The organism is Microbacterium sp. p3-SID336, from assembly GCF_025143365.1.
Classification (GTDB): Bacteria; Actinomycetota; Actinomycetes; order Actinomycetales; family Microbacteriaceae; genus Microbacterium.
This window is the reverse complement of record NZ_JALXPE010000006.1, coordinates 25253-46297: the sequence shown is the minus strand read 5'-3', so window position 1 is coordinate 46297 and position 21045 is coordinate 25253. Positions and strand designations below refer to the sequence as shown.

Annotated in this window: 22 protein-coding genes; 9 read left to right on the top strand and 13 right to left on the bottom strand. The window is 70.9% G+C overall.

What is annotated here, in order from left to right; translation table 11 throughout:
• Positions 1 to 25 precede the first annotated feature (25 nt).
• The gene (gene dapA / locus M3C17_RS02905) at positions 26 to 1003 is read right to left on the bottom strand and encodes a 4-hydroxy-tetrahydrodipicolinate synthase (protein WP_259976152.1); all 978 of its coding nucleotides are present in this window, start codon (positions 1001 to 1003) and stop codon (positions 26 to 28) included.
• Between the two features lie 59 nt (positions 1004 to 1062).
• Between dapA and M3C17_RS02900 the strand changes: the two genes are divergently transcribed.
• The gene (locus M3C17_RS02900; protein WP_259976151.1) at positions 1063 to 1602 is read left to right on the top strand and encodes an NUDIX domain-containing protein; all 540 of its coding nucleotides are present in this window, start codon (positions 1063 to 1065) and stop codon (positions 1600 to 1602) included.
• Positions 1603 to 1611: 9 nt separating this feature from the next.
• On the opposite strand, the gene M3C17_RS02895 is transcribed toward M3C17_RS02900, so the two are convergent.
• The 3 genes from M3C17_RS02895 to M3C17_RS02885 are packed head-to-tail and all read right to left on the bottom strand — an operon-like array spanning position 1612 to position 3655.
• Entirely contained in the window at positions 1612 to 2373 is a 762-nt protein-coding gene (locus M3C17_RS02895; RefSeq protein ID WP_259976150.1) for an SDR family oxidoreductase, read from the bottom strand.
• On the bottom strand, positions 2373 to 2849 hold the full coding sequence (locus M3C17_RS02890) for a dihydrofolate reductase (RefSeq protein WP_259976149.1): 477 nt from the start codon (positions 2847 to 2849) through the stop codon (positions 2373 to 2375). Before M3C17_RS02890 ends, M3C17_RS02895 begins: the two co-directional genes overlap by 1 nt.
• A complete protein-coding gene (locus tag M3C17_RS02885; RefSeq protein WP_259976148.1) occupies positions 2846 to 3655 on the bottom strand; it encodes a thymidylate synthase in 810 nt (269 codons plus the stop codon). Before M3C17_RS02885 ends, M3C17_RS02890 begins: the two co-directional genes overlap by 4 nt.
• Positions 3656 to 3785: 130 nt before the next feature.
• On the opposite strand from M3C17_RS02885, the gene M3C17_RS02880 reads away from it, so the two are divergent.
• The 3 genes from M3C17_RS02880 (at position 3786) to M3C17_RS02870 (ending at position 5308) form a co-directional block, all read left to right on the top strand.
• Positions 3786 to 4199 (top strand): thioredoxin family protein, encoded by a 414-nt coding sequence (locus M3C17_RS02880; protein ID WP_259976147.1) that lies wholly within the window; start codon positions 3786 to 3788, stop codon positions 4197 to 4199.
• Positions 4200 to 4219: 20 nt separating this feature from the next.
• Complete coding sequence (locus M3C17_RS02875) at positions 4220 to 4801, top strand: DUF4395 domain-containing protein (RefSeq protein ID WP_259976146.1); 582 nt, start codon at positions 4220 to 4222, stop codon at positions 4799 to 4801.
• Between the two features lie 81 nt (positions 4802 to 4882).
• Positions 4883 to 5308 (top strand): OsmC family peroxiredoxin, encoded by a 426-nt coding sequence (locus M3C17_RS02870; RefSeq protein ID WP_259976145.1) that lies wholly within the window; start codon positions 4883 to 4885, stop codon positions 5306 to 5308.
• A gap of 25 nt (positions 5309 to 5333) precedes the next feature.
• Here the strand turns inward: M3C17_RS02870 and M3C17_RS02865 are convergent, their stop codons facing one another.
• From M3C17_RS02865 to M3C17_RS02845, 5 genes are all read right to left on the bottom strand, one after another.
• The gene (locus M3C17_RS02865; protein WP_259976144.1) at positions 5334 to 5768 is read right to left on the bottom strand and encodes a hypothetical protein; all 435 of its coding nucleotides are present in this window, start codon (positions 5766 to 5768) and stop codon (positions 5334 to 5336) included.
• Positions 5768 to 6508 carry a 4-hydroxy-tetrahydrodipicolinate reductase gene (gene dapB, locus M3C17_RS02860; protein ID WP_259976143.1) on the bottom strand — a complete coding sequence of 247 codons (741 nt, stop codon included), beginning with the start codon at positions 6506 to 6508 and terminating at the stop codon, positions 5768 to 5770. The genes M3C17_RS02865 and dapB overlap by 1 nt, the downstream gene beginning before the upstream one ends.
• A 52-nt stretch (positions 6509 to 6560) precedes the next feature.
• Positions 6561 to 7163 carry a histidine phosphatase family protein gene (locus tag M3C17_RS02855; protein ID WP_259976142.1) on the bottom strand — a complete coding sequence of 201 codons (603 nt, stop codon included), beginning with the start codon at positions 7161 to 7163 and terminating at the stop codon, positions 6561 to 6563.
• A 74-nt stretch (positions 7164 to 7237) separates the two neighbouring features.
• Positions 7238 to 8266, bottom strand: a complete 1029-nt coding sequence (locus M3C17_RS02850; protein ID WP_259976141.1) for an aldo/keto reductase — start codon at positions 8264 to 8266, stop codon at positions 7238 to 7240.
• A gap of 215 nt (positions 8267 to 8481) precedes the next feature.
• The gene (locus tag M3C17_RS02845) at positions 8482 to 10758 is read right to left on the bottom strand and encodes a polyribonucleotide nucleotidyltransferase (RefSeq protein ID WP_259976140.1); all 2277 of its coding nucleotides are present in this window, start codon (positions 10756 to 10758) and stop codon (positions 8482 to 8484) included.
• 364 nt (positions 10759 to 11122) lie between these two features.
• On the opposite strand from M3C17_RS02845, the gene M3C17_RS02840 reads away from it, so the two are divergent.
• Positions 11123 to 12433 (top strand): UDP-glucose/GDP-mannose dehydrogenase family protein, encoded by a 1311-nt coding sequence (locus tag M3C17_RS02840; protein ID WP_259976139.1) that lies wholly within the window; start codon positions 11123 to 11125, stop codon positions 12431 to 12433.
• 69 nt (positions 12434 to 12502) lie between these two features.
• On the opposite strand, the gene M3C17_RS02835 is transcribed toward M3C17_RS02840, so the two are convergent.
• The gene (locus tag M3C17_RS02835) at positions 12503 to 14443 is read right to left on the bottom strand and encodes a GDSL-type esterase/lipase family protein (protein WP_259976138.1); all 1941 of its coding nucleotides are present in this window, start codon (positions 14441 to 14443) and stop codon (positions 12503 to 12505) included.
• A 140-nt stretch (positions 14444 to 14583) separates the two neighbouring features.
• Between M3C17_RS02835 and M3C17_RS02830 the strand changes: the two genes are divergently transcribed.
• Both M3C17_RS02830 and M3C17_RS02825 read left to right on the top strand, forming a co-directional pair.
• Entirely contained in the window at positions 14584 to 15168 is a 585-nt protein-coding gene (locus tag M3C17_RS02830; protein ID WP_259976137.1) for a DedA family protein, read from the top strand.
• Between the two features lie 33 nt (positions 15169 to 15201).
• Positions 15202 to 15378, top strand: coding sequence for a DUF5302 domain-containing protein (locus M3C17_RS02825; protein WP_168387276.1), 177 nt, complete (start codon positions 15202 to 15204; stop codon positions 15376 to 15378).
• 62 nt (positions 15379 to 15440) lie between these two features.
• Here the strand turns inward: M3C17_RS02825 and M3C17_RS02820 are convergent, their stop codons facing one another.
• Positions 15441 to 16877, bottom strand: coding sequence for a cation:dicarboxylate symporter family transporter (locus M3C17_RS02820; RefSeq protein WP_259976136.1), 1437 nt, complete (start codon positions 16875 to 16877; stop codon positions 15441 to 15443).
• Between the two features lie 139 nt (positions 16878 to 17016).
• On the opposite strand from M3C17_RS02820, the gene M3C17_RS02815 reads away from it, so the two are divergent.
• Both M3C17_RS02815 and M3C17_RS02810 read left to right on the top strand, forming a co-directional pair.
• A complete protein-coding gene (locus tag M3C17_RS02815; protein ID WP_259976135.1) occupies positions 17017 to 18300 on the top strand; it encodes an ATP-binding protein in 1284 nt (427 codons plus the stop codon).
• A complete protein-coding gene (locus M3C17_RS02810) occupies positions 18297 to 18989 on the top strand; it encodes a response regulator (protein WP_259976134.1) in 693 nt (230 codons plus the stop codon). The genes M3C17_RS02815 and M3C17_RS02810 overlap by 4 nt, the downstream gene beginning before the upstream one ends.
• 166 nt (positions 18990 to 19155) lie before the next feature.
• Here the strand turns inward: M3C17_RS02810 and M3C17_RS02805 are convergent, their stop codons facing one another.
• Positions 19156 to 19800, bottom strand: coding sequence for an FMN reductase (locus M3C17_RS02805; protein WP_259976133.1), 645 nt, complete (start codon positions 19798 to 19800; stop codon positions 19156 to 19158).
• A 1-nt stretch (position 19801) separates the two neighbouring features.
• Positions 19802 to 21028, bottom strand: coding sequence for an LLM class flavin-dependent oxidoreductase (locus tag M3C17_RS02800; protein ID WP_259976132.1), 1227 nt, complete (start codon positions 21026 to 21028; stop codon positions 19802 to 19804).
• Between the last annotated feature and the right edge of the window lie 17 nt (positions 21029 to 21045).

The following is a 21045-nucleotide window of genomic DNA, read 5'->3' as shown; positions in this document are numbered from 1 at the left end:
GTCCGTTCGTTCATGGTGACGCGGCTCAGCGCGTCGTGCCGTGCACCTTGGGCAGGGCACCGCCCGCTGCCGCATTGCGGTCGGGGCGGAAGTTGGAGAAGTCCGCGCCGGCGACATTCCGGACGAGGGCGAGCTCATCCTCGATGAGCGCGGCCTCCCATTCCTCGGGGCCGACGAGGGGAAGCCGCACACGAGGGCTCGAGATGCGCCCGAGCCCGTGCAGGATGTACTTGGCCGCCACCGTCCCGGGGACATGCGTCATCACCGCGCGCACCAACGGCTCCAGGCGCTTGTGCTCAGCGGTCGCCGTTGCGAGGTCACCGGCGTTGACGGCGTCGATGATGGTCCGGTACGGAGCCGCCGCGACGTTCGCGGTCACGCCGATGAGACCCGTCGCGCCGATCGACAGATGCGGCAGCACATTCGCGTCATCGCCCGAGAAATACATTAGATCGGTCTGGTTCAGCACTCGGCTGACCTCGGAGAAGTCTCCCTTGGCGTCCTTCACCGCGAGGATGTTGGGGTGCTTCGCCAGCCGCAGGATGGTTTCGTACTTGATCGGCACCCCGGTGCGACCGGGGATGTCGTAGAGGATCACCGGCAGATCCGTCGCGTCGGCGACGAGCCGGAAATGCGTGAGGATGCCAGCCTGCGTCGGCTTGTTGTAGTACGGCGTCACGATCATGATGCCGTCGGCGCCGGCCTTCTCGCTCGCCTTGTAGAGCTCGATGGCATGCGCGGTCTCGTTCGAGCCGCCGCCGGTGATGATCTTGGCCCGGCCTGCCGAGACCGACTTGCCGACCTCGACGAGCTTGAGCTTCTCGGGGTCCGTCAGCGTCGAGGTCTCGCCGGTCGTTCCCGTCACCACGATGCCGTCCGCTCCCGCGGTGATCACGTCATCGATGTGCTTCTCGACGGCGGGCCAGTCGACTTCGCCGTCGGCCGTCATCGGAGTGACGAGCGCGACGAGAACCTGTCCGAAAGGGTTGCCCGAGTGCGTCATGCACCCAGCGTATCGGGTCGGGTGGCGCGAGCGCGGACGCAGCGGCCTAGGCTCGCGCCATGGCATGGATCACGCACGAGTCGCGAGTGGCGTACGAGAACCGATGGATCAGCGTGCGGGAGGACCAGGTCACGGGCCCGAGCGGACGAGGGGTGTACGGCGTCGTCCGGATCGTGCATCCTGCCGTCTTCGTCGTGGCAGTGGACGACGACGACCGGGTCTGCCTGGTAACCCTGGACCGCTACACCACGGGTCCGTCGATCGAGATCCCCGCCGGCGGCTCCGACGGCGAGGAGCCCCTCGTGGCCGCGCGCCGCGAGTTCCTGGAGGAGACGGGACACGAGGCCGCGGACTGGACACCGCTCGGCACGATGCAGGCGCTGAACGGTATCGCCGAGGCCACCGAGCACGTCTTCCTCGCGCGCGGTGTGCGTCGCGTCGACGATGCGGCGGGCAGCCGCGCCGCAGAGGGCATCGAATCGGTCGCCTGGGTGCCGTTCGCCGACGTGCTGCAGCTGATCGACGACGGCCGGATCACCGACGGGGAGACGATCGCCGCGCTCATGCTCGCCGGGATCCGCACCGGCCGCTTCCGGTGACGCCCGCCGTCAGACGCGCCCGCGGCGGGCGACCGCGGCCGTGAGCGACCGCGGAAGCAGTCCGGTCACAGCGATGATCGCCTTGTAGCGGAGCGAGGGGACGGACACGGCCTTCCCCAGCGCGGCGTCCCGCAGGCCGATGCGCACCACGTCCGGCGCCTGGAGCCACATGATCGGCGGCACGCCCTCCTCGCCCACCGGCAGGCCCATGCGCTCGTGGAACGAGGTGTGCGTGAAGCCGGGACACAGCGCCGTCACGGTGACCCGATCCCGCGCGTACTCCGCGTTCGCCCAGCGGCTGAAACCGATCAGCCACGCCTTGCACGCGGAGTAGGTCGACCGGGAGATGAATCCGGCGACCGAGGCGACATTGATGATCCGACCGCCGCGCCCGCGCATGGTCTGCAGTGCGGCGTGCATGAGCCGCATCGAGGCTTCGACGTGCACACGCAGATGGCGCACCTCGTCGTCGATGTCGTTGTCGGCGAAGTGGAGCGGCAGCCCGAATCCCGCGTTGTTCACGAGCAGGTCCACCGGATCACCCGCATCGCGCAGCCGCGTCGCGACCCTCTCGACGTCCGCCTCCTCCGCGAGATCGGCGACCAGGACCTCCACGGCGACCCCGTGCTCCGTGCGGATCTCCTCGGCGAGCTCCTCCAGCACGTCCCGCGAACGCGCGACCAGGATCAGATCGGCGCGGCGCCGAGCCAGCTGACGCGCGAACTCCGCGCCCAGTCCGGCGCTCGCTCCCGTGATGAGTGCGGTAGGCATCAGCGCTCGTATCCCAGGAAGCGGTACCGCACGCCGGTGCGGGACGTCTGCCACTCCCCCTCGTCGACGAGCCGCCACCCGGTCTTGGGCGGGGCGAACGTGTCTCCGTCGACCTCCAGGTCGATCTCGGTCACCTCCAGGCGATCCGCGCTGCCGATGACCTGCCGGAAGATCTCGGCGCCGCCGATGATCCATACCCTGTCCCGGCCGCGCACCGCCTCGGCGACCGTGGCCACCCGGCGTGCGCCGTCGGCCGCCCAATCCTGCTGCCGAGTGACGACGAGGTTCTCGCGGCCCTCCAGCGGACGGAAGCGATCTGGCAGCGAGTCCCAGGTCTTGCGTCCCATCACCACGGGGGCGCCCAGCGTGACCTGCCTGAAGTGCGCGAGGTCTTCCGGCACGTGCCACGGCATCCCGCCCTCGGCGCCGATCACGCCGCCCGCAGCCTCGGCCCAGACGAGCCCCACCCAGGTCATACCGCCACCGCCGCCCGGATCGGGGCGTGGTGCTGATAGTCCTCCACGACGAAGTCCTCGAATCGGTAGTCGAAGATCGACGCGGGTGTGCGCGCGAAGCGCAGCGTGGGATACGGGAACGGCTCCCGGCTCAGCTGTTCGCGCACCTGGTCGACATGATTGTCGTAGACGTGGCAGTCGCCGCCGGTCCAGACGAAGTCACCCGGTTCGAGTCCCACCTGCTGCGCGATCATCAGCGTCAGCAGGGCGTAGGAGGCGATGTTGAACGGGACGCCGAGGAACATGTCGGCGCTGCGCTGATAGAGCTGGCAGGAGAGCTTGCCGTCGGCCACGTAGAACTGGAACAGAGCATGGCACGGCGCCAGCGCCATCTCCGGGATCGCGGCAGGGTTCCATGCCGAGACGATCAGCCGCCGCGAGTCCGGGGAGCGCCGGATCTGCTCGATCACCTCGGTCAGCTGGTCGATGCTTCCGCCCTCGGGCGTGGGCCACGAGCGCCACTGCACGCCGTAGACCGGGCCGAGATCGCCCTCGTCGTCCGCCCACTCGTCCCAGATCGTCACCCCGTGCTCCTGCAGCCACCGCACGTTCGAGTCGCCGCGGAGGAACCACAGCAGCTCGTAGGCGATCGACTTGAAGTGGACCCGCTTCGTGGTGATCAGGGGGAAGCCCTGCGAGAGGTCGAAGCGCAGCTGCCTGCCGAAGACACTGGTGGTCCCTGTGCCGGTGCGATCGCTCTTGTGCGTGCCGTTCTCCAGCACGTCTCGGAGCAGGTCTTCGTACGGAGTCGGGACGGGGGCGCTCATGTGAGTCAGGATACCCGTCGCTCCGCCGACCGGGGCTGTTCCGCGCCGTCGGCGGACGCGTCCGCACACCGGGACGTCATGGTCCGACACATCCGCGCCGTCTTCCGTCGCACGACCGTATCCTCGACCCATGTCGCCCGCCCTCGCCCTCGCCGCGGCGCTCGCACTTCTCGTGTTCGCGCTCCTGCTCGGCGTCGTGCTGCGGCGCCGCGAGGGTCGGCGTCGCGCCGGGCGAGCCCTGCGCTTCGACCCACAGGACGCCGCTACCTGGCACCCCGGCGGCCGCGTCACGCTCGTGCAGTTCACCACCGAGCTGTGCGCCAAGTGCCCGCAGGTGCGACGCCTGCTGCGCAGCTACGCCGAGCAGCACGAGGGCGTGCGCCACGTCGAGATCGACCTCACGCACCGCCCCGACCTCGCGACGCGGTACCGCGTGCTGCAGACACCCACCACGCTCGTGGTCGGAGACGACGGTGCGATTCATGCCCGTTTCCATGGCGTGCCGCAGCCGCGCGCCCTCACCGAAGCCGTCGCCGCGGTCTGATCCGGCGCACAGGAGGCACCATGTCCGCACCCCTCGGCATCGATCCGCGCGGCCCTCGCTTCGCCGCGGCGGTCACCAGCGTGCTGCTGCTCGTGGCCACGTTCCTCGCGCTCACGGGCATCTCCACCGCGCGCTCCGGGTCCGCGGACGCCGGATGGTTCGCGGTGCAGCCCGTGGCCGGAACGGCGTTCGTGCCGGGCGGAGGGTGGGCGGTCTCCGGCGCCTCCGTCGCGGCGCGTGCCGCGGATCCCGGTTTCCTTCTCGCCGTGCTCATCGCGGCCCTCTTCCTGTGGGGCGTCGTCTCGCCGCGCACGGCGCCGTGGGCCGCGCTGTTCCGTGCCGTGATCCGCCCCCGGTTGGCGCCACCCATCGAGCTCGAGGATCCGCGGCCGCCGCGTTTCGCGCAGGGCGTCGGGCTGGTCGTGGTGAGCGCGGGTCTGCTGCTCCACCTGCTCGGAGTGCCGTGGGCGCTGCCCGTGGCGACGGCAGCCGCGTTCCTCGCCGCCTTCCTCAACGCGACGATCGGACTGTGCCTGGGCTGCCAGGTGTACCTGCTGCTGCAGCGCGCTGGTGTGCTGGGCCGCACGGCGAGCCGGGCCTGACCCTGTTCCCCGGCGTGCGGGCGCTCGATAGGCTGACGTCGAGCGACGCTGCTCCCCCGCAGCGCGAGAACCGGAGGAACCATGCCCGTCACCAGTGAAGCCGCCGCCACGTGGACCGGATCGCTCACGGAGGGCTCCGGCACCGTCGCGTTCTCGTCGTCGCACCTCGGCACCTTCCCGCTCGACTGGAAGGCACGCAGCGAGGGCAGCGACACGACGACCACGCCGGAGGAGCTCATCGCCGCCGCACACGCCTCCTGCTTCAGCATGGCGCTGTCGCACGCGCTCGCGGAGAACGGCACCCCGCCCGAGCGCGTCGATACCAGCGCCTCCGTCACCTTCAAGCCCGGCGTCGGGATCACGGGCAGCCACCTGAACGTCAACGCGACCGTGCCGGGTCTCACGCCCGCAGCGTTCCAAGAACTCGCCGAGGGCGCGAAGACCGGGTGCCCCGTGTCGCAGGCTCTCGCCGGCATCGACATCACCCTCGAGGCGACGCTCGCCTGAAGCCCCGCAGGGCGAGGGTCCGCGCTCAGGCCCTGGACAGCCGGATGGCCTCGCGAATGCTCGCTCTGGCGTCCTTGCGGCGCCCCGCCGCGTCGAGGACGACGCCGAGGCGGTAGCGCGCACGCCAGTCCGCCGGCGCCTCCTCCGCGGCGGCCGTGTACCGCGCGACGAGGGCATCGGCGTCAGCGCGCGCCAGGCGGCCGCTGGGCGTGAGCTCCGTCTCGACCGGCGGCATGCCGCCCTCGGCGTCGAGGATCCTCCCGAGGCGATCGGCGCCGAAGCCGAACAGCATCTCCCTGACGAGGGCCCAGGCCCCCACCGGCGCGAGAACGAGAAGCGTGATCCCCATGCCGATGGACACCGGAGTGCCGACCGACAGGAACATCACGGCCAGCCACACGGCCACCGCCAGGTAGACGAGCAGCGCCGCGGCCATCAGGCCGACGCCGATGCGCGACATCACGAGCGCAGACCGATGTCGATCATGTTCTCCAGCCCGACGACCACGCCGCGCGCGGACAGCGCGTACGGCACGGCAAGGCGGATCCCCGGAGCGTAGGCCAGCGCGGGATCGGTCGTGTCGTGCGTGAAGGTCAGCGACTCCCCCGGTCCCGACAGGATCACCTCCTGCTTGGCGACCACCCCGGGGCGCCGCAGCGAATGGATCGGCACGCTGCCGACCTGCTGGCCCCTGGCACGCTGATCCGCGTGCGGAGCGCTCACCGGGCCCTGTTCGGCGCGGGCAGCCGCGATCAGCTCCGCGGTGCGCACCGCCGTGCCGCTCGGGGAATCGATCTTGGTCTCGCGGTGCGCCTCGATGATCTCAGCGGAGCCGAAGAACGGCGCTGCGGCTGCGGCCAGAGCAGAACCCAGCACCGATCCCAGCGAGAAGTTGGGGATGAACACCGCGCCGGTCTCCGCGGCATCCACGAGCGGTCGCACGAGCGCGATGCGCTCCGCCGACCAGCCGGACGTGGCCACCAGCACGTTCACGCCGTGCTCGACCGCCGTGCGCACCACATCGATGCTGACCTGGGGCGTCGAAGCGTCCACGACGAGGTCGGCGCCCCGGAGGTCGGACAGATCGCTCGAGGACGTCAGCACGCGGCTCACCTCGAAGCCCTCCAGCTCCGCGATCACCGCGCCGATGATCGTTCCGAGCTTTCCGGTCCCGCCGACGAGGGCTACCTGCGTGGTCATGCGTCCAGTCTATTTCCGGGCATCGCGGGGCGGCCGCGGCGCGCTGAGCCGATCAGACGAGGAGCGCGTCCGGGATGCCGGTCCGCAGCTCCACCGGCAGGTGACCGGTGTCGTTGTGGGTCAGCAGCGTCCACGGACGCCCCTGCTTCTGTGCGATCACCGTCAGGCCGCAGTGCGACTGGTTCAGCGTCATCCAGCGCCACTCGGGCGCGGCCAGCACCTCGCGGACGAACCAGGAGATCACGAAGTTGTGGGTGATGAGCACCTCATGCACCTCGCCGGTCTTGCGCACCAGGAACTCGTTCACCGCGTCGGACATCTGCGCCCGCCCGGCCTCGATCTCCGCCTCGGTCACCGAGCCGAAGAACGGCTCGAACACGGCAGGCGTCTCCTCGGTCATCCCGGTCGGAACGCAGTCGAACAGCAGAGCGGTCGGCTCAGGGTCGACGGAGGGCAGCCGTCCGGCGATCGCGCGCGCGGTCTCGTTGGCGCGCAGCAGCGGGGAATGCCAGACGGCGTCGAGAGGGAGCCCCGACAGCCGGTCGGCGATCAGCTCGGCCTGCCGCTGTCCACGCGGCGACAGGGGTCCGTCGGCGAGACCGTGCTCGGCATCCTGATGTTCACCGTGTCTGACCAGATATATGTAATGCGTCACAACTCGCTCGCTCGCCTCATCGCCAGCATCCCGCCGGACCTCTCCTCCACCCTATGTCACGGGTGGCGGGAAGCTCAGTTCCCCGCGCGGGTGAGCTCGGCCACCTGGCTGCGCGACAGGGAGACTCCGGCCCCCTGCATGAGCTCGTCCACGTGATCCTCCGCGAACGTGTTCACGATGGGCGCGGCGATCGTGCGCTGGGCCAGCAGCCAGGCGATGGACACCGCGGCGACCGGGACCCCGAGCTCCTCCGCCACCTGATCCAGCGCACGCAGCACCTTGATGCCGCGGCGGTTGATCTGCCCGCGCAGCTGCTCGCCGCGCACCCCGAGCGAGGTGAGCGACTTGCTGCGGTGCCGGCCCGAGAGGAAGCCGTGCTCCAGCGCGTGCGACGGCGTCACCGCGAGGTTCTGCGCACCGGCGACCAGCCGGAGGTCGCCTTCGAAGGGCTGCCGCCGCACGAGGTTGTACGGCGTGTCGATCACCGTGATCCGCGGGTAGCCGGCGGACGCCAGGATACGTGCCTCCACGAGACGCTCGGGCACGAAGCCGTAGGAGCCGACCGCTCCGATCTTGCCCGCCTCGACGAGCCACTCCACGGTCGCCAGGGTGTCTTCCAGGTTGGTGGTGGCGTCGATCGTGGCGTCGAGGTAGAGCACGTCGATGCGCTCGACGCCGAGACGTGTGAGGGAGCCCTCGACCGCGCGCACGAGATTCACGGAGCCGAGGCCGGGGTTGTCGGCGTGCGCGCCGATGCGGACGCTGAGCACGGCGCGGTCCCGCTGATCGCGAGAGCGCAGCCACTGGCCGATGATGTGCTCGCTGCGCCCGCCCGAGTACCCGTCTGCCGTGTGGATCGCGTTGCCGCCGAACTCAACGTAGCGGTCGAGGATGCCGTGGCTGGTCTCGAGGTCGACGTTCCAGCCGAACTCCGCCGCACCCAGCATGAGCGGGAACGTCTCGAACCCCGTCTCACCCAGGGGCACCCGGATCGCCTCGCCGACGCCGGGGCCGACGATCGGGATGGGAGCGGAGGGATGCTCTGCGTGCTCCTCCGGGGCGCGATCGGCGGCTGGTCCTGCGCCTACGCTGAACAACCGCATCTTCTCACCCCCGCATGGATCGGTGCGTCCCGACCTGCTTCGCTGCTTGACAGCACCCCCCGGTGCGTGTACTTCGAGGGTATGCGACGGGCGCGAAGGACTTGACCAATCCGGGGAACGGCGCGAGAACTTCTGATAACGGTTTGGTCACGGATGGGACGACGACGCCCGGACCCCTCCAGCGGGAAGGGCCCGGGCGTCGTTCGGTCCGGGAGTTACTCCGCGGCGGCTTCCTCGGCGGGAGCCTCTTCTGCGGCCGGCGCGTCATCGAGCACGGGCTCGAGCGACAGCTTGCCGCGGTCGTCGATCTTCGTGATCTTCACGAGGATCTTCTGACCGACGGAGAGGACGTCCTCGACGTTCTCCACGCGCTTGCCACCGGCGAGCTTGCGCACCTCGGTGACGTGCAGCAGGCCGTCCTTGCCCGGCAGCAGCGAGATGAAGGCGCCGAACGTGGCGATCTTCACGACGGTGCCGAGGAACTGCTCGCCGACCTCCGGGTTGGTGGGGTTGGCGATCGCGTTCACCTGGGCACGGGCCGCCTCGGCCGAGGGGCCGTCGGTCGCGCCGATGTAGACGGTGCCGTCCTCCTCGATGGAGATCTGCGCGCCGGTCTCGTCCTGGATCGCGTTGATCGTCTTGCCCTTCGGGCCGATCAGCTCGCCGATCTTGTCGACCGGGATCTGCACGCTGATGACGCGGGGCGCGGTGGGCGCCATCTCGTCTGGCGCGTCGATCGCGGCGTTCAGGACGTTGAGGATCGTCAGACGGGCGTCCTTCGCCTGCGTCAGCGCACCCGCCAGCACCGACGACGGGATGCCGTCGAGCTTCGTGTCGAGCTGGATCGCCGTGACGAACTCGCTCGTGCCGGCGACCTTGAAGTCCATGTCGCCGAGCGCGTCCTCCGCACCCAGGATGTCGGTCAGCGCCGCGTAGCGGGTCTCACCGTCCACCTCGTCGGAGACGAGACCCATCGCGATGCCGGCGACGGGAGCGCGCAGCGGCACACCCGCATTCAGCAGCGACAGGGTCGAGGCGCAGACGGAGCCCATCGACGTGGAGCCGTTGGAGCTGAGCGCCTCCGACACCTGACGGATCGCGTACGGGAACTCCTCGCGGCTCGGCAGCACCGGCACGAGCGCGCGCTCGGCGAGGAAGCCGTGCCCGATCTCGCGACGCTTCGGCGAACCCACGCGGCCGGTCTCGCCGGTCGAGTAGGGCGGGAAGTTGTAGTGGTGCATGTAGCGCTTGCTGGTCGTGGGCGACAGCGAGTCGATCTGCTGCTCCATCTTGAGCATGTTCAGCGTGGTGACACCCAGGATCTGGGTCTCTCCGCGCTGGAAGATCGCGGAGCCGTGCACGCGCGGGATGACCTGCACCTCGGCGTCGAGCGGACGGATGTCCGCCAGCCCACGGCCGTCGATGCGGGCGCCCTCGGTGAGGATGCGCCCACGGACGATCTTCTTCGTGACCGACTTGTACGCGGCGGAGAACTCCAGCGGCGCCGCAGCAGGCAGCGAGCCCGCCTCGGTCGCCTCGATGAGCTCGGCCTTCACGCGCTCCTTGATCGCATCGTCCGCCGTCTGACGCTCGACCTTGTCGGCGATCTGGTAGACGTCGCTGAGCTCCGCGAACGCGCGCTCGGAGACGAAGTCGTACACCTCGTCGCTGTACGCCGGGAACACCGGGTACACGCCGGGCTCCTTCGACGCGGTGGCGGCGAGCTCGGCCTGCGCCTTGACGAGCTGGGCGATGAACGGCTTCGAGGCCTCGAGACCCTGCGCGACGACGCTCTCGTCGGGCTTGGTGGCGCCCGCCTTGATCAGGTTCCAGCTGCCCTCGGTGGCCTCAGCCTCGACCATCATGATCGCGACGTCCTCGGTGCCGTCGGCCTTGGTGACGACGCGACCGGCAACGATCAGGTCGAACACGGCCTCCGAGACCTGCTCGGCGGTCGGGAACGCGACCCACTGATCGGCGTGCTCGCCGTGACCGGGGATGAACGCCAGACGCACACCGGCCACGGGGCCGGAGAACGGCAGACCGGAGATCTGCGTCGAGGCGGAGGCGGCGTTGATCGCGAGGGCGTCGTAGAACTCGCCCGGAGCGATCGACAGCACCGTGATGACGATCTGGACCTCGTTGCGGAGACCGTCGACGAACGACGGACGCAGCGGACGGTCGATCAGGCGGCAGACGAGGATGGCCTCGGTCGAGGGACGACCCTCGCGGCGGAAGAACGAGCCGGGGATCTTGCCCGCGGCGTACGAGCGCTCCTCGACATCGACCGTCAGCGGGAAGAAGTCGAAGCCCTCACGCGGGTGCTTGCCCGCACTGGTGGCCGAGAGAAGCATGGTCTCGCCGTCCAGGTAGGCGGCGACGGCGCCCTGAGCCTGCTGCGCGAGGCGGCCGGTCTCGAAGCGGATGGTGCGGGTGCCGAAGCGGCCGTTGTCGAGAACGGCCTCGGTGGCGGTGATTTCAGGACCTTCCAAGAGGTCTCTCCTTCTTTGTTTAAGCTCGCGGATCCGTGTGATGCGCGAGCGTGTTCATGAAGGAGCGGACGGACCGGATATGGGCGCGCGGGCAATCCCGCGGACGTCGCCTGCGCTGGCCACCAGTAGAAAGCCACCCGGCGCCGCTGCTGCCGAGGAACCCACCACAGGGGACCAGCTCTCCCGCCGATCGCTCCATGAGTCGATATGAAGTTGTGCGGATGACCGGAGCCACCCTCGCCCACACTACCAGCGACGGCCCGGATTCCCGCGAGTGCCCGTGCCGCGCGGTCGACATCCGCCGGCCATCGGCCGTTCACCGCACGGTCTCCGGTGCGTGTCCGACGTCCGCTCTGCTGTGGCCATGCGCATGTCAGTGATCGGATGCGGCTACCTCGGTGCCGTCCACGCCGCGGCCATGGCGTCGCTCGGGCACGACGTGATCGGGATCGACGTCGACGAGGGCAGAGTGGCCGCCCTCGCCGCGGGATCCGCCCCCTTCTTCGAGCCGCGGCTCGAGGAGCTCCTGCGGGCCGGCATCGAATCAGGGCGGCTCCGGTTCGGGACGCGACCGGGCGACGCCGCCGGCGCCCGCGTGCACTTCCTCGCCGTCGGCACTCCGCAGCTGCCGGGGGGCCACGCGGCCGACCTCCGGTTCGTCGAGGCCGCGGTCGACGCGCTGCGCCCCCACCTGCGACCCGGCGACGTGCTCGCCGGCAAGTCCACCGTCCCGGTCGGCACCGCGGCCCGGCTCGCCGCGCGCGTCGCCGACACCGGAGCCGCCCTCGTCTGGAACCCCGAGTTCCTGCGCGAAGGGTGGGCGGTGCACGACACCCTGACCCCCGACCGCATCGTGGTGGGCGCTGCGGCCGGAGCACGCGGCGAGCGCGCAGTCGACGTGCTCCGGGAGGTGTACCGCTCAGCCGTGGACGCGGGTATCCCCTTCCTCGTCACGGACCTCGCCACGGCGGAGCTCGTGAAGGGTGCGGCCAACGCGTTCCTCGCCACCAAGATCTCCTTCATCAACGCCATGGCCGAGGTGGCGGACGCCGCAGACGCCGACATCACGCTGCTCGCCGAGGCGCTCGGGCACGACACCCGCATCGGCCACCGCTACCTGGGCTCCGGGATCGGGTTCGGGGGCGGGTGCCTGCCGAAGGACATCCGGGCGTTCGCCGCGCGCGCGGAAGAGCTCGGGCGCGGGGCGGCGGTGGGGTTCCTGCACGAGGTCGACGCGATCAACCTGCGCCGGCGCGAGCATGCGGTGCGGCTCGTCGTGGAGGCGCTGGACGGGCTCGTGTTCGGGCGCAGGATCGCGGTGCTCGGAGCCGCGTTCAAGCCCTTCAGCGACGACGTGCGCGACTCCCCGGCACTCGAGGTCGCGGTGCGGTTGCGCGGACTCGGTGCCGACGTGGTGGTGACCGACCCTGCCGCGCTCGACAACGCCAGGGCGCTGCACCCGCAGCTGGGCTACGAGCCCTCGCGGGACGAGGCCCTCCGGGATGCGGACGCCGTGGTCGTCGTGACCGAGTGGGACGAGTACCGCCGAGAGCTCTCCCCCGCGCACGCCGCGTCCCTCGTCCGCGGCCGCGTCGTGGTGGACGGCCGCAACTGCCTCGACGCGGCGGCATGGCGGGCGGCGGGATGGACCTACTGCGGGATGGGGCGACGCTGACCCACCCGGGCCCCCGGCGGCCTGCGGGCACGGCCGACCCTGCCGGCACGGCGGACCCGGCGGTCGGTGCTACCCCACCGGCGCTCCGCGTTCGGCTGTGGAGCGGCCGAGGTAGACGTAGTCGTCGTGCTTCGCGCTGCGCCCGTCCCCCGCGGTGCGACCGTGCAGACGCCGCCACACCCAGGGGAGCGCGTGCCGACGCCACCACGCGGCACGTCCGAGCGGCTCGGCATCGTGCAGGGCGGCATCGAGCGCGCCCAGCGCCTCCGCGTGCGGCACGCCGAGGACCTCCGCCACGCGGTACGCCAGGAAGCGGTGACCGCGGCTGCTCAGGTGCACCAGGTCCTCTCCCCAGTGCGGCCTGTCGCCGAGGGCGGGGTGCAGATCCGTGTCGATCAGGATCGCCCCGGTCCTGGTCGCGATGCCGGCGAGGGCCGTGGCGAAGGCCGCGAAGCGCGGCGCGTACAGGCCGGCCGCGCGCCGTCCGGGAAGGAACGGTGTGATCAGCACCACATCGGCCCCGCTCGCACGCAGGCGTGAGACCGCGCCCTCCAGGAGCGCGGCGGTCGTCGGCACATCGACGCGGTGCTTCACGAGGTCGTTCGCGCCGACCAGGATCGACACCAGGTCCGGCTGCAGTGCGAGAGCCCGCTCCAGCTGTGAGCCGCAGACGTCGTGCACCCGCTTCGACCGGACCGCGAGGTTGGCGTAGTGCAGACCGCCGCGTGCCGCGAGCAGCAGCGCCAGCCGATCCGCCCAGCCGCGGAGGGTGCCGTCCGCCGCCGGGTCGCAGAGACCCTCCGTGAGCGAATCGCCGAGGGCGACGAACCGGCTCCAGCGGCGGACGGTCACCGGTGCCGTGGGCTCCGGCCTGGTGGCGCGGCGCGCGCGGAGCCGCACGTCGACCTCGCGCAGCTCGCGCGCCTCCTCCATGTGCGTGAGCAGCTGATCCCCGATGCTCGCCCAGCTCCTCCCCTGCACTCCCGTCCAGCCGGCCTCGCCGAAGGCGCGGCGCTTCCGGGCGTCTCCTGCGAGGTCGGCCACGCGCATGCGGAGATCCGCGAGGTCACCCGGCCGGTACAGCCACCCGTCCACGCCGCTCCGCACCAGGTCGAGCGGGCCACCGCTACCGGTGGCGACGACCGGCACCCCGCTCGCATGCGCCTCCTGCAGCGTCTGGCCGAACGTCTCGCTCTCCCCCGGGTGGACGAACACGTCGAAGGAGGCCATCGCCGCGGCGAGCGCCTCTCCGTCGAGACGACCGAGGAACACGGCCTCAGGGAGCTGCTGCTGCAGCCGTGCGCGACTCGGACCGTCCCCGACGACCACCAGCCGCACCCCCGGGAGCCCGCGCAACGCCGCCAGATCCTCGACCTGCTTCTCGGGCGCGAGGCGCCCGACGTACCCCACGGCGACCTGGCCGCCCCAGCTCGCCCGCAGCGCGTCGTCCCTGCGGGACGGATGGAAGCGCTCGGCGTCCACGCCCCGCCCCCAGTGCCGGAGCCGATCGACCCCGAGCCGCGCGAGCTGCTGCGCGGAGTCCGTGGACGGGGTGAGGGTGAGCGTCGCCCGCCGATGCAGCCGAGCCACGTGGGCCTCGGCGATGCCCGTCGTCACAGCCACTCGATATCGCTCGGTGTAGGCGGCGACATCGGTCTGATACGCCGCCACGGTCGCGACACCCTGGCGCTCGGCGGCGAGCAGTCCGCGCCAGCCGAGCGCGAACGGAGAGGCGAGGTGGACGACGTCCGGCGTGAAGCCCGCGAGGGTGGCAGCGATCCGCCGCCTCCCTGCGGCGCCGACGCGGACGTCGTGGTAGCCGGGCAGCGGGATGCTCGGCACGCCCTGGATGCGGGCCCCGTGCACGGCAGCGGGGATGCCTGCGGCAGACGGGGCGATCACGGTGGCCTCGTGTCCGCGCCGCTCGAGATGCCGGAGGACCTGGATCACGGATCCGGTGACGCCGTTCAGGTGCGGGAGGAAGGACTCGGTGACGATCGCGACTCTCACACCCACAGGATGGCCGTCCCGCACGAGCGTGGGCCTCCGGAACGGCCTCCTGCACCAGATGTTCACCGGATGCTGGACAGGGGGTCACCGGCTATCCTCCCGTCGGTTGTCGTTCACCGACGGCGGGCACAGTGGTCGTCGTGCCAACCGATCTGCTCGCCGAGGTGCTCGCGTCCCCCTGGAGCCTGGCGGTGATGAGCCTGCTCGTGGTGGGCGACGCGTTCGTGGTGGTGATCCCCGGCGAGATCGCCGTCACCGCACTGGGGGCCGTGGCCGCGACGACGGGCACGCCGCCGCTCTGGGTCGTCGTGGCGTGCGCGGCACTGGCGGCGGTGGCCGGGGATACGTGCTGCTACCTGATCGGGCGTCTGGTCGGGACGGAGCGGTGGCGGTGGATGCGGGGGCCGCGTGTACAGCGTGCGCTGGGCTGGGCGGCACGGCGCCTCGAGCACGGCGCGGCGACGGTGCTGTTCACCGCCCGCTTCGTGCCGTTCGCGCGTCTGGCCGTGAATCTCGTCGCCGGTGCCTCGCGACTGCCTGCAGGGCGCTACCTCGCGTTCGTCGGTCTCGCGGCGACAGGGTGGGCGCTGTACCAGGCGGCTGTCGGAGCCGTGATCGCCGCCGTCGTGCCCGGAGGCCCCCTGATCACGGTGCCGCTCTCGGTCGCCGTCGCCGTGGCCCTCGGGGTGGTCATCGACCGCGTCACCGCCCGACCCTCCCGATGACCGACCGACCGGGCGTGCCCTAGGCTCAGGGGCATGAGCACCGAAGAAGGCGCATCCTCGTCCGAGGACATGAAGCGCAAGTTCAAGGAAGCGCTCGAGAAGAAGAACGCGCACCACCGGCAGGGCGAGGCACACCTCGACGGCGACTCCGCCGTGCATGCCGCCAACGCCCCGCAGACGCGACGCGAGTTCCGACGCAAGAGCGGTTGACCGCGCGATGCGGGAGCCGACATCCGGCTCCCGCATCCTCCCTCCGCCGCGCGTGGCTCTGCTCACGCGTCCTGCTCGCGACGCCGTGCTCTGGCCTCCTTCGCGGACATCTCCGCGACGGCGGCGTCGTGCAGCTCCTGCACATCCGCGGCGTGAACGGGAGCGTCGGCATGCGCGTCGACGCCATCGAGCTGCGATTCGTCGAACGGGAGCTCGCCCGCCAGGACGCGGCGCACGCGATCACGGTCGATCTGCTTCGTCCAGGTGCCGATCAGGAGCGTGGCGACGGCGTTGCCGGTGAAGTTCGTGAGCGCCCTGCCCTCGGACATGAAGCGGTCGATGCCCACGATGACCCCGACCCCGTCGACCAGGTCGGGGCGGTAGGCCTGGAGTCCTCCGGCGAGAGTGGCCAGCCCGGCGCCCGTGACGCCCGCTGCGCCCTTGCTCGCGATGATCATGAAGACGAGCAGCCCGATCTGCTCGCCGATCGACATGGGCTGCCCCATCCCGGTGGCGATGAACAGGGACGCCATCGTCAGGTAGATGGCCGTCCCGTCGAGGTTGAAGGAATAGCCGGTGGGGACGGTGATGCCGACCACCGGCTTGGAGACGCCGATGTGCTCCATCTTGGCGATGAGCCTCGGCAGCGCCGACTCCGACGAGGAGGTGCCGACGATGAGCAGGTACTCGCGCCCCAGGTACTTCATCAGCGACAGGACGTTCACCCTGGTCACCGCCCACAGCACGGTCCCGAGCACCACCAGGATGAACACGATGCAGGTGATGTAGAAGGCCACCATGAGGATGCCGAGACTCCAGATGGCCGCGACCCCGGTCTTGCCGACGACCGCGGCGATCGCGCCGAACGCCCCGATCGGAGCGAGCCACAGGATCATCCCGAGGATCCGGAAGACGAGCTTCTGGAGCTGCTTGACGGCCTCCATGATCGGGGCACCGCGCTCCCCGAGCCCCTGCAGTGCGAAGCCGGTGAGCAGGGCGACGAACAGCACCTGCAGCACGCTCTCGCCCGTGAAGGCGGAGAAGAAGGTCGCGGGGATGATGCCGAGCACGAACTCCTGCGTGGTCTTCGCCTCGGTGGTCGCGCTCTGGTAGCTGGCATTCGCCATGTCGAGTCCGGAGCCGGGGTGGATGAGGTTGCCGACGACGAGCCCGATCGCGAGCGCGAACGTCGACATCACCAGGAAGTACACCAGGGCGAGCCCGCCGATCTTGCCGACGGTCGCCGCCTTGGCGATCGAGCCGACGCCGACCACGATCGTGCAGAAGATGATGGGCGCGATCATCATCTTGATGAGCGCGACGAAGCCGGTGCCGAGGGGTTCGAACGCGCGCCCGACCTCCGGCCACAGCAGACCCACGATCGCGCCGAGTACGACGGCGATGATCACGGAGACGTACAGCCAGGTGTGCCTGTCCCAGGCCTGCTTGCCCCGCCGCCAGTGGAATCGGGGAAGGGAGAATCCCGTCGTGAGCGCCATGCGTCCTCCTCGGTCGTCGACAACGTCGTCTGTGCCGACGGCGTCCGTGCCGCGGCTCTTCCACGGTCGCCCGCCTCGCACCGGGCCACCATTTGTGGTCGTATTGGTCCCTGCCCGCAGCGTCGACGAGGAGGTGACGATGGCGCAGACCTCTCCCGTGCGCAGCGCCGCATCGCGCGTCTTCGTGGTGCTGCTGGTCGCGGTCGTGGTGACCGCCGCCCTCGTCGCGCTCTTCCTCGTGGTGGAGGCGCAGCGCGCAGCCCGCGACGAGGCGGAGCGTCTGACCGGTGCGGCCGCCGCCACCCTGGCCGCCTCCCCGGAGGTGGTCGACGCGCTCTCCGCCGGGGACGAGGCCGAGGCCTCGCGCGCACTGGAGCCGTACGCCCTGGAGGTCATCGACCGGGCAGGGCTCGACTTCGTGACGGTGATGACGCCGGACGGCACCCGTATCACGCACCCCGACCCCGCCCAGATCGGCGCCCCCTACCTCGGCACGGTCCCCGCTACGCCGCAGCCGCTGACGGAGGAGTTCCGCGGAACGCTCGGCCCTTCGGTCCGCACCATCGCACCTGTGATCGATGACCACGACGCCCTGGTGGGGTGGGTCGCAGCCGGGGTGACGACGGAGTCGATCGCCCAGACGTTCGTGCGGAGGCTCCCGTTGTCGCTCGGGATCGCCGCGGCGCTCGTGCTGCTCGGGGTGGGCGGGGCCGTGATCGCCCGTCGCGTCACCCGCCGCTTCGCCGGGGATCTGCCGCCGGGGCAGCTGCGCGACGCGGTGTCGTCGTACGAGTCGATCCGCACGCTCGGCGAAGCGCTGCGCGCGCAGACCCATGAGCACGGCAACCGCCTGCACACCGCGGTGGCGCTGCTGGAGCTCGGACGGCACGATGAGGCGATCGAGATCCTGACCGAGACCTCCCGCCAGAGCCAGTCGCTCGTGGATCAGGTCACGGCACGACGGCACGGCGACCCCGCGGTCGGCGCCCTGCTGCTCGGCAAGGCGTCGCAGGCGAAGGAGCGGGGCATCGACTGGCACGTGGACATCGAACCGGCCACGCCGCGCACGCCGCTCTCCCCCGTCGATGCGGTGTCGGTGCTCGGCAACCTCATCGACAACGCCCTGGACGCGGCCGCGGAGGTGGAGGACCGCTGGGTGCGGGTGCTGCTGCGCCCCGGTGGCGACGGCGGCATCGTCCTGGAGGTGTCCGACAGCGGCCGCGGCGTGCCGGAGGCGCTGCGTGAGCAGATCTTCGCGCAGGGGTACTCGACCAAGGCCGCCGACCCGCACGGCCGTGGGGTCGGGCTCGCACTCGTCCGGTCCGTGGTGGTCGAGGCGGGCGGGTCGGTGACCGTGACGGGGCCGCCGACGACGTTCCGCGTGGTGCTGCCCCCGGCGCCACGGAGACGAGGGCGCGCATGATCCGCACCCTGCTGGTCGACGATGACGCGCTGACCCTGGAGCTGCACCGCGACTACCTCGCCAGACTCGACGGGTTCACGGTCGCCGGCGAGTGCACGGGGGCGCGCGCCGCCCTCACCGCTCTGCTGGATCGGACGGGTCCGGCGGCGTTCGACCTCGTGCTGCTCGACGTGACGATGCCCGACGGCTCCGGCCTGGACGTGCTCAGGGCGCTGCGCGCGCGATCGGCGACGGTGGACGCGATCGCCGTCACCGCCGTCCGAGACGCCGACACCGTGCGGCAGATGGCGGCCCTGGGCGTGTTCCACTACCTGGTGAAGCCCTTCACCTTCGCGGTGTTCCAGGAGCGGATGGCACAGTATCTGGCGCACAGAGCCCAGGCCGCCGCCACTACCGGCCAGGCGACGCAGGCCGAGATCGACGCGCTGCTCGGTCGCTCGACAGGTGCGGTGCCGGTGCCGAAGGGACTGTCGGCGCCGTCGCTGGAGCGGGTGTCCTCCGAGCTGCGCGCACACGGGCCCCTCTCCGCACGGGAGGCGGCGGAACGGCTCGGGCTCTCCCGCGTGGCGGTGCGCCGGTACCTCGAGCACCTCGTGGAGACGGGCGTCGCGGCGAGGGCGGCCCGCTACGGCAGCCGCGGGCGGCCCGAGACGGAGTACGCCTGGCGCAGCGGCCCGCCGGGCGCCTGACACGGCTGCCGGGTGACACGAGCGCTGGCACGACGCCGAGCGCCTGACACCGAGCACGCGGACCCGAGCCATCAACGCCGGCACGCGACGCGCGCCGGGAACGCCGAGACGCCCCGGGACGAGGTGTCCCGGGGCGTCTCGCGGCGGGCGAGCCGCTGGAGTGCGGTCACTCCCCGGCGAGACCGCCGAGCATGTGTCCGAACGAACGACCCTCGCCCAAGTAGGTGGCGGGGTCGTACGGGTCGACCACCGTCGCCGCGTCACGACGTGCGATGGCCTCCGCGAGCTCCCGTGCGCCCTTCTCGACCCGCTTGGCGAGCGGAGCGACATCGTCCCCTGCGCCGCCCCAGTCGCTCGACGCGGCGAACACTCCGGTGGAGACGGCCTCCGCGTGCAGGTAGGCGAAGAGGGGGCGGATCGCGTAATCGATGGCCAGCGAGTGCCGCGGGGTGCCCGCATTGGCGCCGATCAGCACCGGCTTCCCGGCGAGCGCGTCCGGATCGAGCACGTCGATGAACGACTTGAACAATCCGGAGTAGCTCGTGGAGAAGATCGGCGTCACCGCGATCAGCGCGTCCGCGGAGACGACCGTGTTGATCGCGGTCTCCAGCGCGGGCGGCGCGAACCCGGTGAGCAGGTTGTTGGTGATGTCGTGCGCGTAGTCACGCAGCTCGATCACGTCGACGGTCACGTCGATGTCACGCTCGCCCAGAGCCTTCACGGTCTCGGCGGCGAGCCGATCCGCGAGCATGCGGGTGGAGGACGGGTTGGAGAGCCCCGCCGAGACGACGGCGATGCGACGGGTTGTCATGTCAGGCCTCCTTCCGGCCGAGTCCGAACGCGGCACCGGCGGGTGCGGGCGTGTCCTGGTAGGGCGAGTCCCCCGTGAGGTTGTCGCCCCTGTTGGCGCCGGGGCGCGCCTGACGGGTGGGGCCGTCGCCGAACTCGGCCTGCACGCGCGCGGCGTGCGTGGGTGCGTCGGGAACGGCGGCGGGACGGTCCTTCGCGAGCTCCTTGCGGAGCACCGGCACGACTTCGGAGCCGAGGATGTCGAGCTGCTCGAGCACGGTCTTCAGCGGCAGGCCGGCATGGTCGATGAGGAACAGCTGGCGCTGGTAGTCGCCGTAGTGCTCGCGCATCGCCGCGTAGCGGTCGATCACCTGCTGCGGCGATCCCACCGTCAGCGGGGTCATCTCGGTGAAGTCCTCCATGCTCGGGCCGTGGCCGTACACCGGCGCGTTGTCGAAATACGGGCGGAACTGGTTCACGGCGTCCTGCGACTTCGCGGCCATGAACACCTGGCCGCCGAGGCCGACGATCGCCTGCTCGCGGGTGCCGTGGCCGTAGTGCTCGAAGCGCTGACGGTACAGCTCGATGAGGCGCTGGTAGTGCTCCTTCGGCCAGAAGATGTTGTTCGCGAAGAAGCCGTCCCCGTAGTACGCGGCCTGCTCGGCGATCTCCGGGGTGCGGATGGAACCGTGCCACACGAACGGCGGGATGCCGTCGAGCGGGCGCGGCGTGGACGTGAAGCCCTGCAGCGGAGTGCGGAACTTGCCCTCCCAGTCCACGACGTCCTCGCGCCACAGCTTGTGCAGCAGGGCGTAGTTCTCGATCGCGAGCGGGAGGCCCTGGCGGATGTCCTGGCCGAACCACGGGTAGACCGGGCCGGTGTTGCCGCGGCCGAGCATGAGGTCCATCCGGCCGCCGGAGACGTGCTGCAGCATCGCGTACTCCTCGGCGATGCGCACCGGGTCGTTCGTGGTGATCAGCGTCGAGGAGGTCGACACGATGAGGCGCTCCGTCTGTGCGGCGAGCGCGGCGAGGAACGTCGTCGGGCTGGAGGACCAGAACGGCGGGTTGTGGTGCTCGCCGATCGCGAAGACGTCGAGGCCCACTTCCTCGGCGTGCGTGGCGATGGCCAGGGTCGCCTTGATCCGCTCCTGCTCACTGGGGGTGACGCCCGTGGTGGGGTCGCGGGTGATGTCGCTGACCGACATGATGCCGAACTGCATCGCCTGCGCGCCTGACTGCTCGCTCATGATTGCTCCGTGTTCTC

Coding starts and splice junctions, on each gene's coding strand:
- dapA (WP_259976152.1), bottom strand. CDS start 1,003: ATGACGCACTCGGGCAACCCTTTCGGACAGGTTCTCGTCGCGCTCGTC.
- M3C17_RS02900 (WP_259976151.1), top strand. CDS start 1,063: ATGGCATGGATCACGCACGAGTCGCGAGTGGCGTACGAGAACCGATGG.
- M3C17_RS02895 (WP_259976150.1), bottom strand. CDS start 2,373: ATGCCTACCGCACTCATCACGGGAGCGAGCGCCGGACTGGGCGCGGAG.
- M3C17_RS02890 (WP_259976149.1), bottom strand. CDS start 2,849: ATGACCTGGGTGGGGCTCGTCTGGGCCGAGGCTGCGGGCGGCGTGATC.
- M3C17_RS02885 (WP_259976148.1), bottom strand. CDS start 3,655: ATGAGCGCCCCCGTCCCGACTCCGTACGAAGACCTGCTCCGAGACGTG.
- M3C17_RS02880 (WP_259976147.1), top strand. CDS start 3,786: ATGTCGCCCGCCCTCGCCCTCGCCGCGGCGCTCGCACTTCTCGTGTTC.
- M3C17_RS02875 (WP_259976146.1), top strand. CDS start 4,220: ATGTCCGCACCCCTCGGCATCGATCCGCGCGGCCCTCGCTTCGCCGCG.
- M3C17_RS02870 (WP_259976145.1), top strand. CDS start 4,883: ATGCCCGTCACCAGTGAAGCCGCCGCCACGTGGACCGGATCGCTCACG.
- M3C17_RS02865 (WP_259976144.1), bottom strand. CDS start 5,768: ATGTCGCGCATCGGCGTCGGCCTGATGGCCGCGGCGCTGCTCGTCTAC.
- dapB (WP_259976143.1), bottom strand. CDS start 6,508: ATGACCACGCAGGTAGCCCTCGTCGGCGGGACCGGAAAGCTCGGAACG.
- M3C17_RS02850 (WP_259976141.1), bottom strand. CDS start 8,266: ATGCGGTTGTTCAGCGTAGGCGCAGGACCAGCCGCCGATCGCGCCCCG.
- M3C17_RS02840 (WP_259976139.1), top strand. CDS start 11,123: ATGCGCATGTCAGTGATCGGATGCGGCTACCTCGGTGCCGTCCACGCC.
- M3C17_RS02825 (WP_168387276.1), top strand. CDS start 15,202: ATGAGCACCGAAGAAGGCGCATCCTCGTCCGAGGACATGAAGCGCAAG.
- M3C17_RS02820 (WP_259976136.1), bottom strand. CDS start 16,877: ATGGCGCTCACGACGGGATTCTCCCTTCCCCGATTCCACTGGCGGCGG.
- M3C17_RS02815 (WP_259976135.1), top strand. CDS start 17,017: ATGGCGCAGACCTCTCCCGTGCGCAGCGCCGCATCGCGCGTCTTCGTG.
- M3C17_RS02810 (WP_259976134.1), top strand. CDS start 18,297: ATGATCCGCACCCTGCTGGTCGACGATGACGCGCTGACCCTGGAGCTG.
- M3C17_RS02805 (WP_259976133.1), bottom strand. CDS start 19,800: ATGACAACCCGTCGCATCGCCGTCGTCTCGGCGGGGCTCTCCAACCCG.
- M3C17_RS02800 (WP_259976132.1), bottom strand. CDS start 21,028: ATGAGCGAGCAGTCAGGCGCGCAGGCGATGCAGTTCGGCATCATGTCG.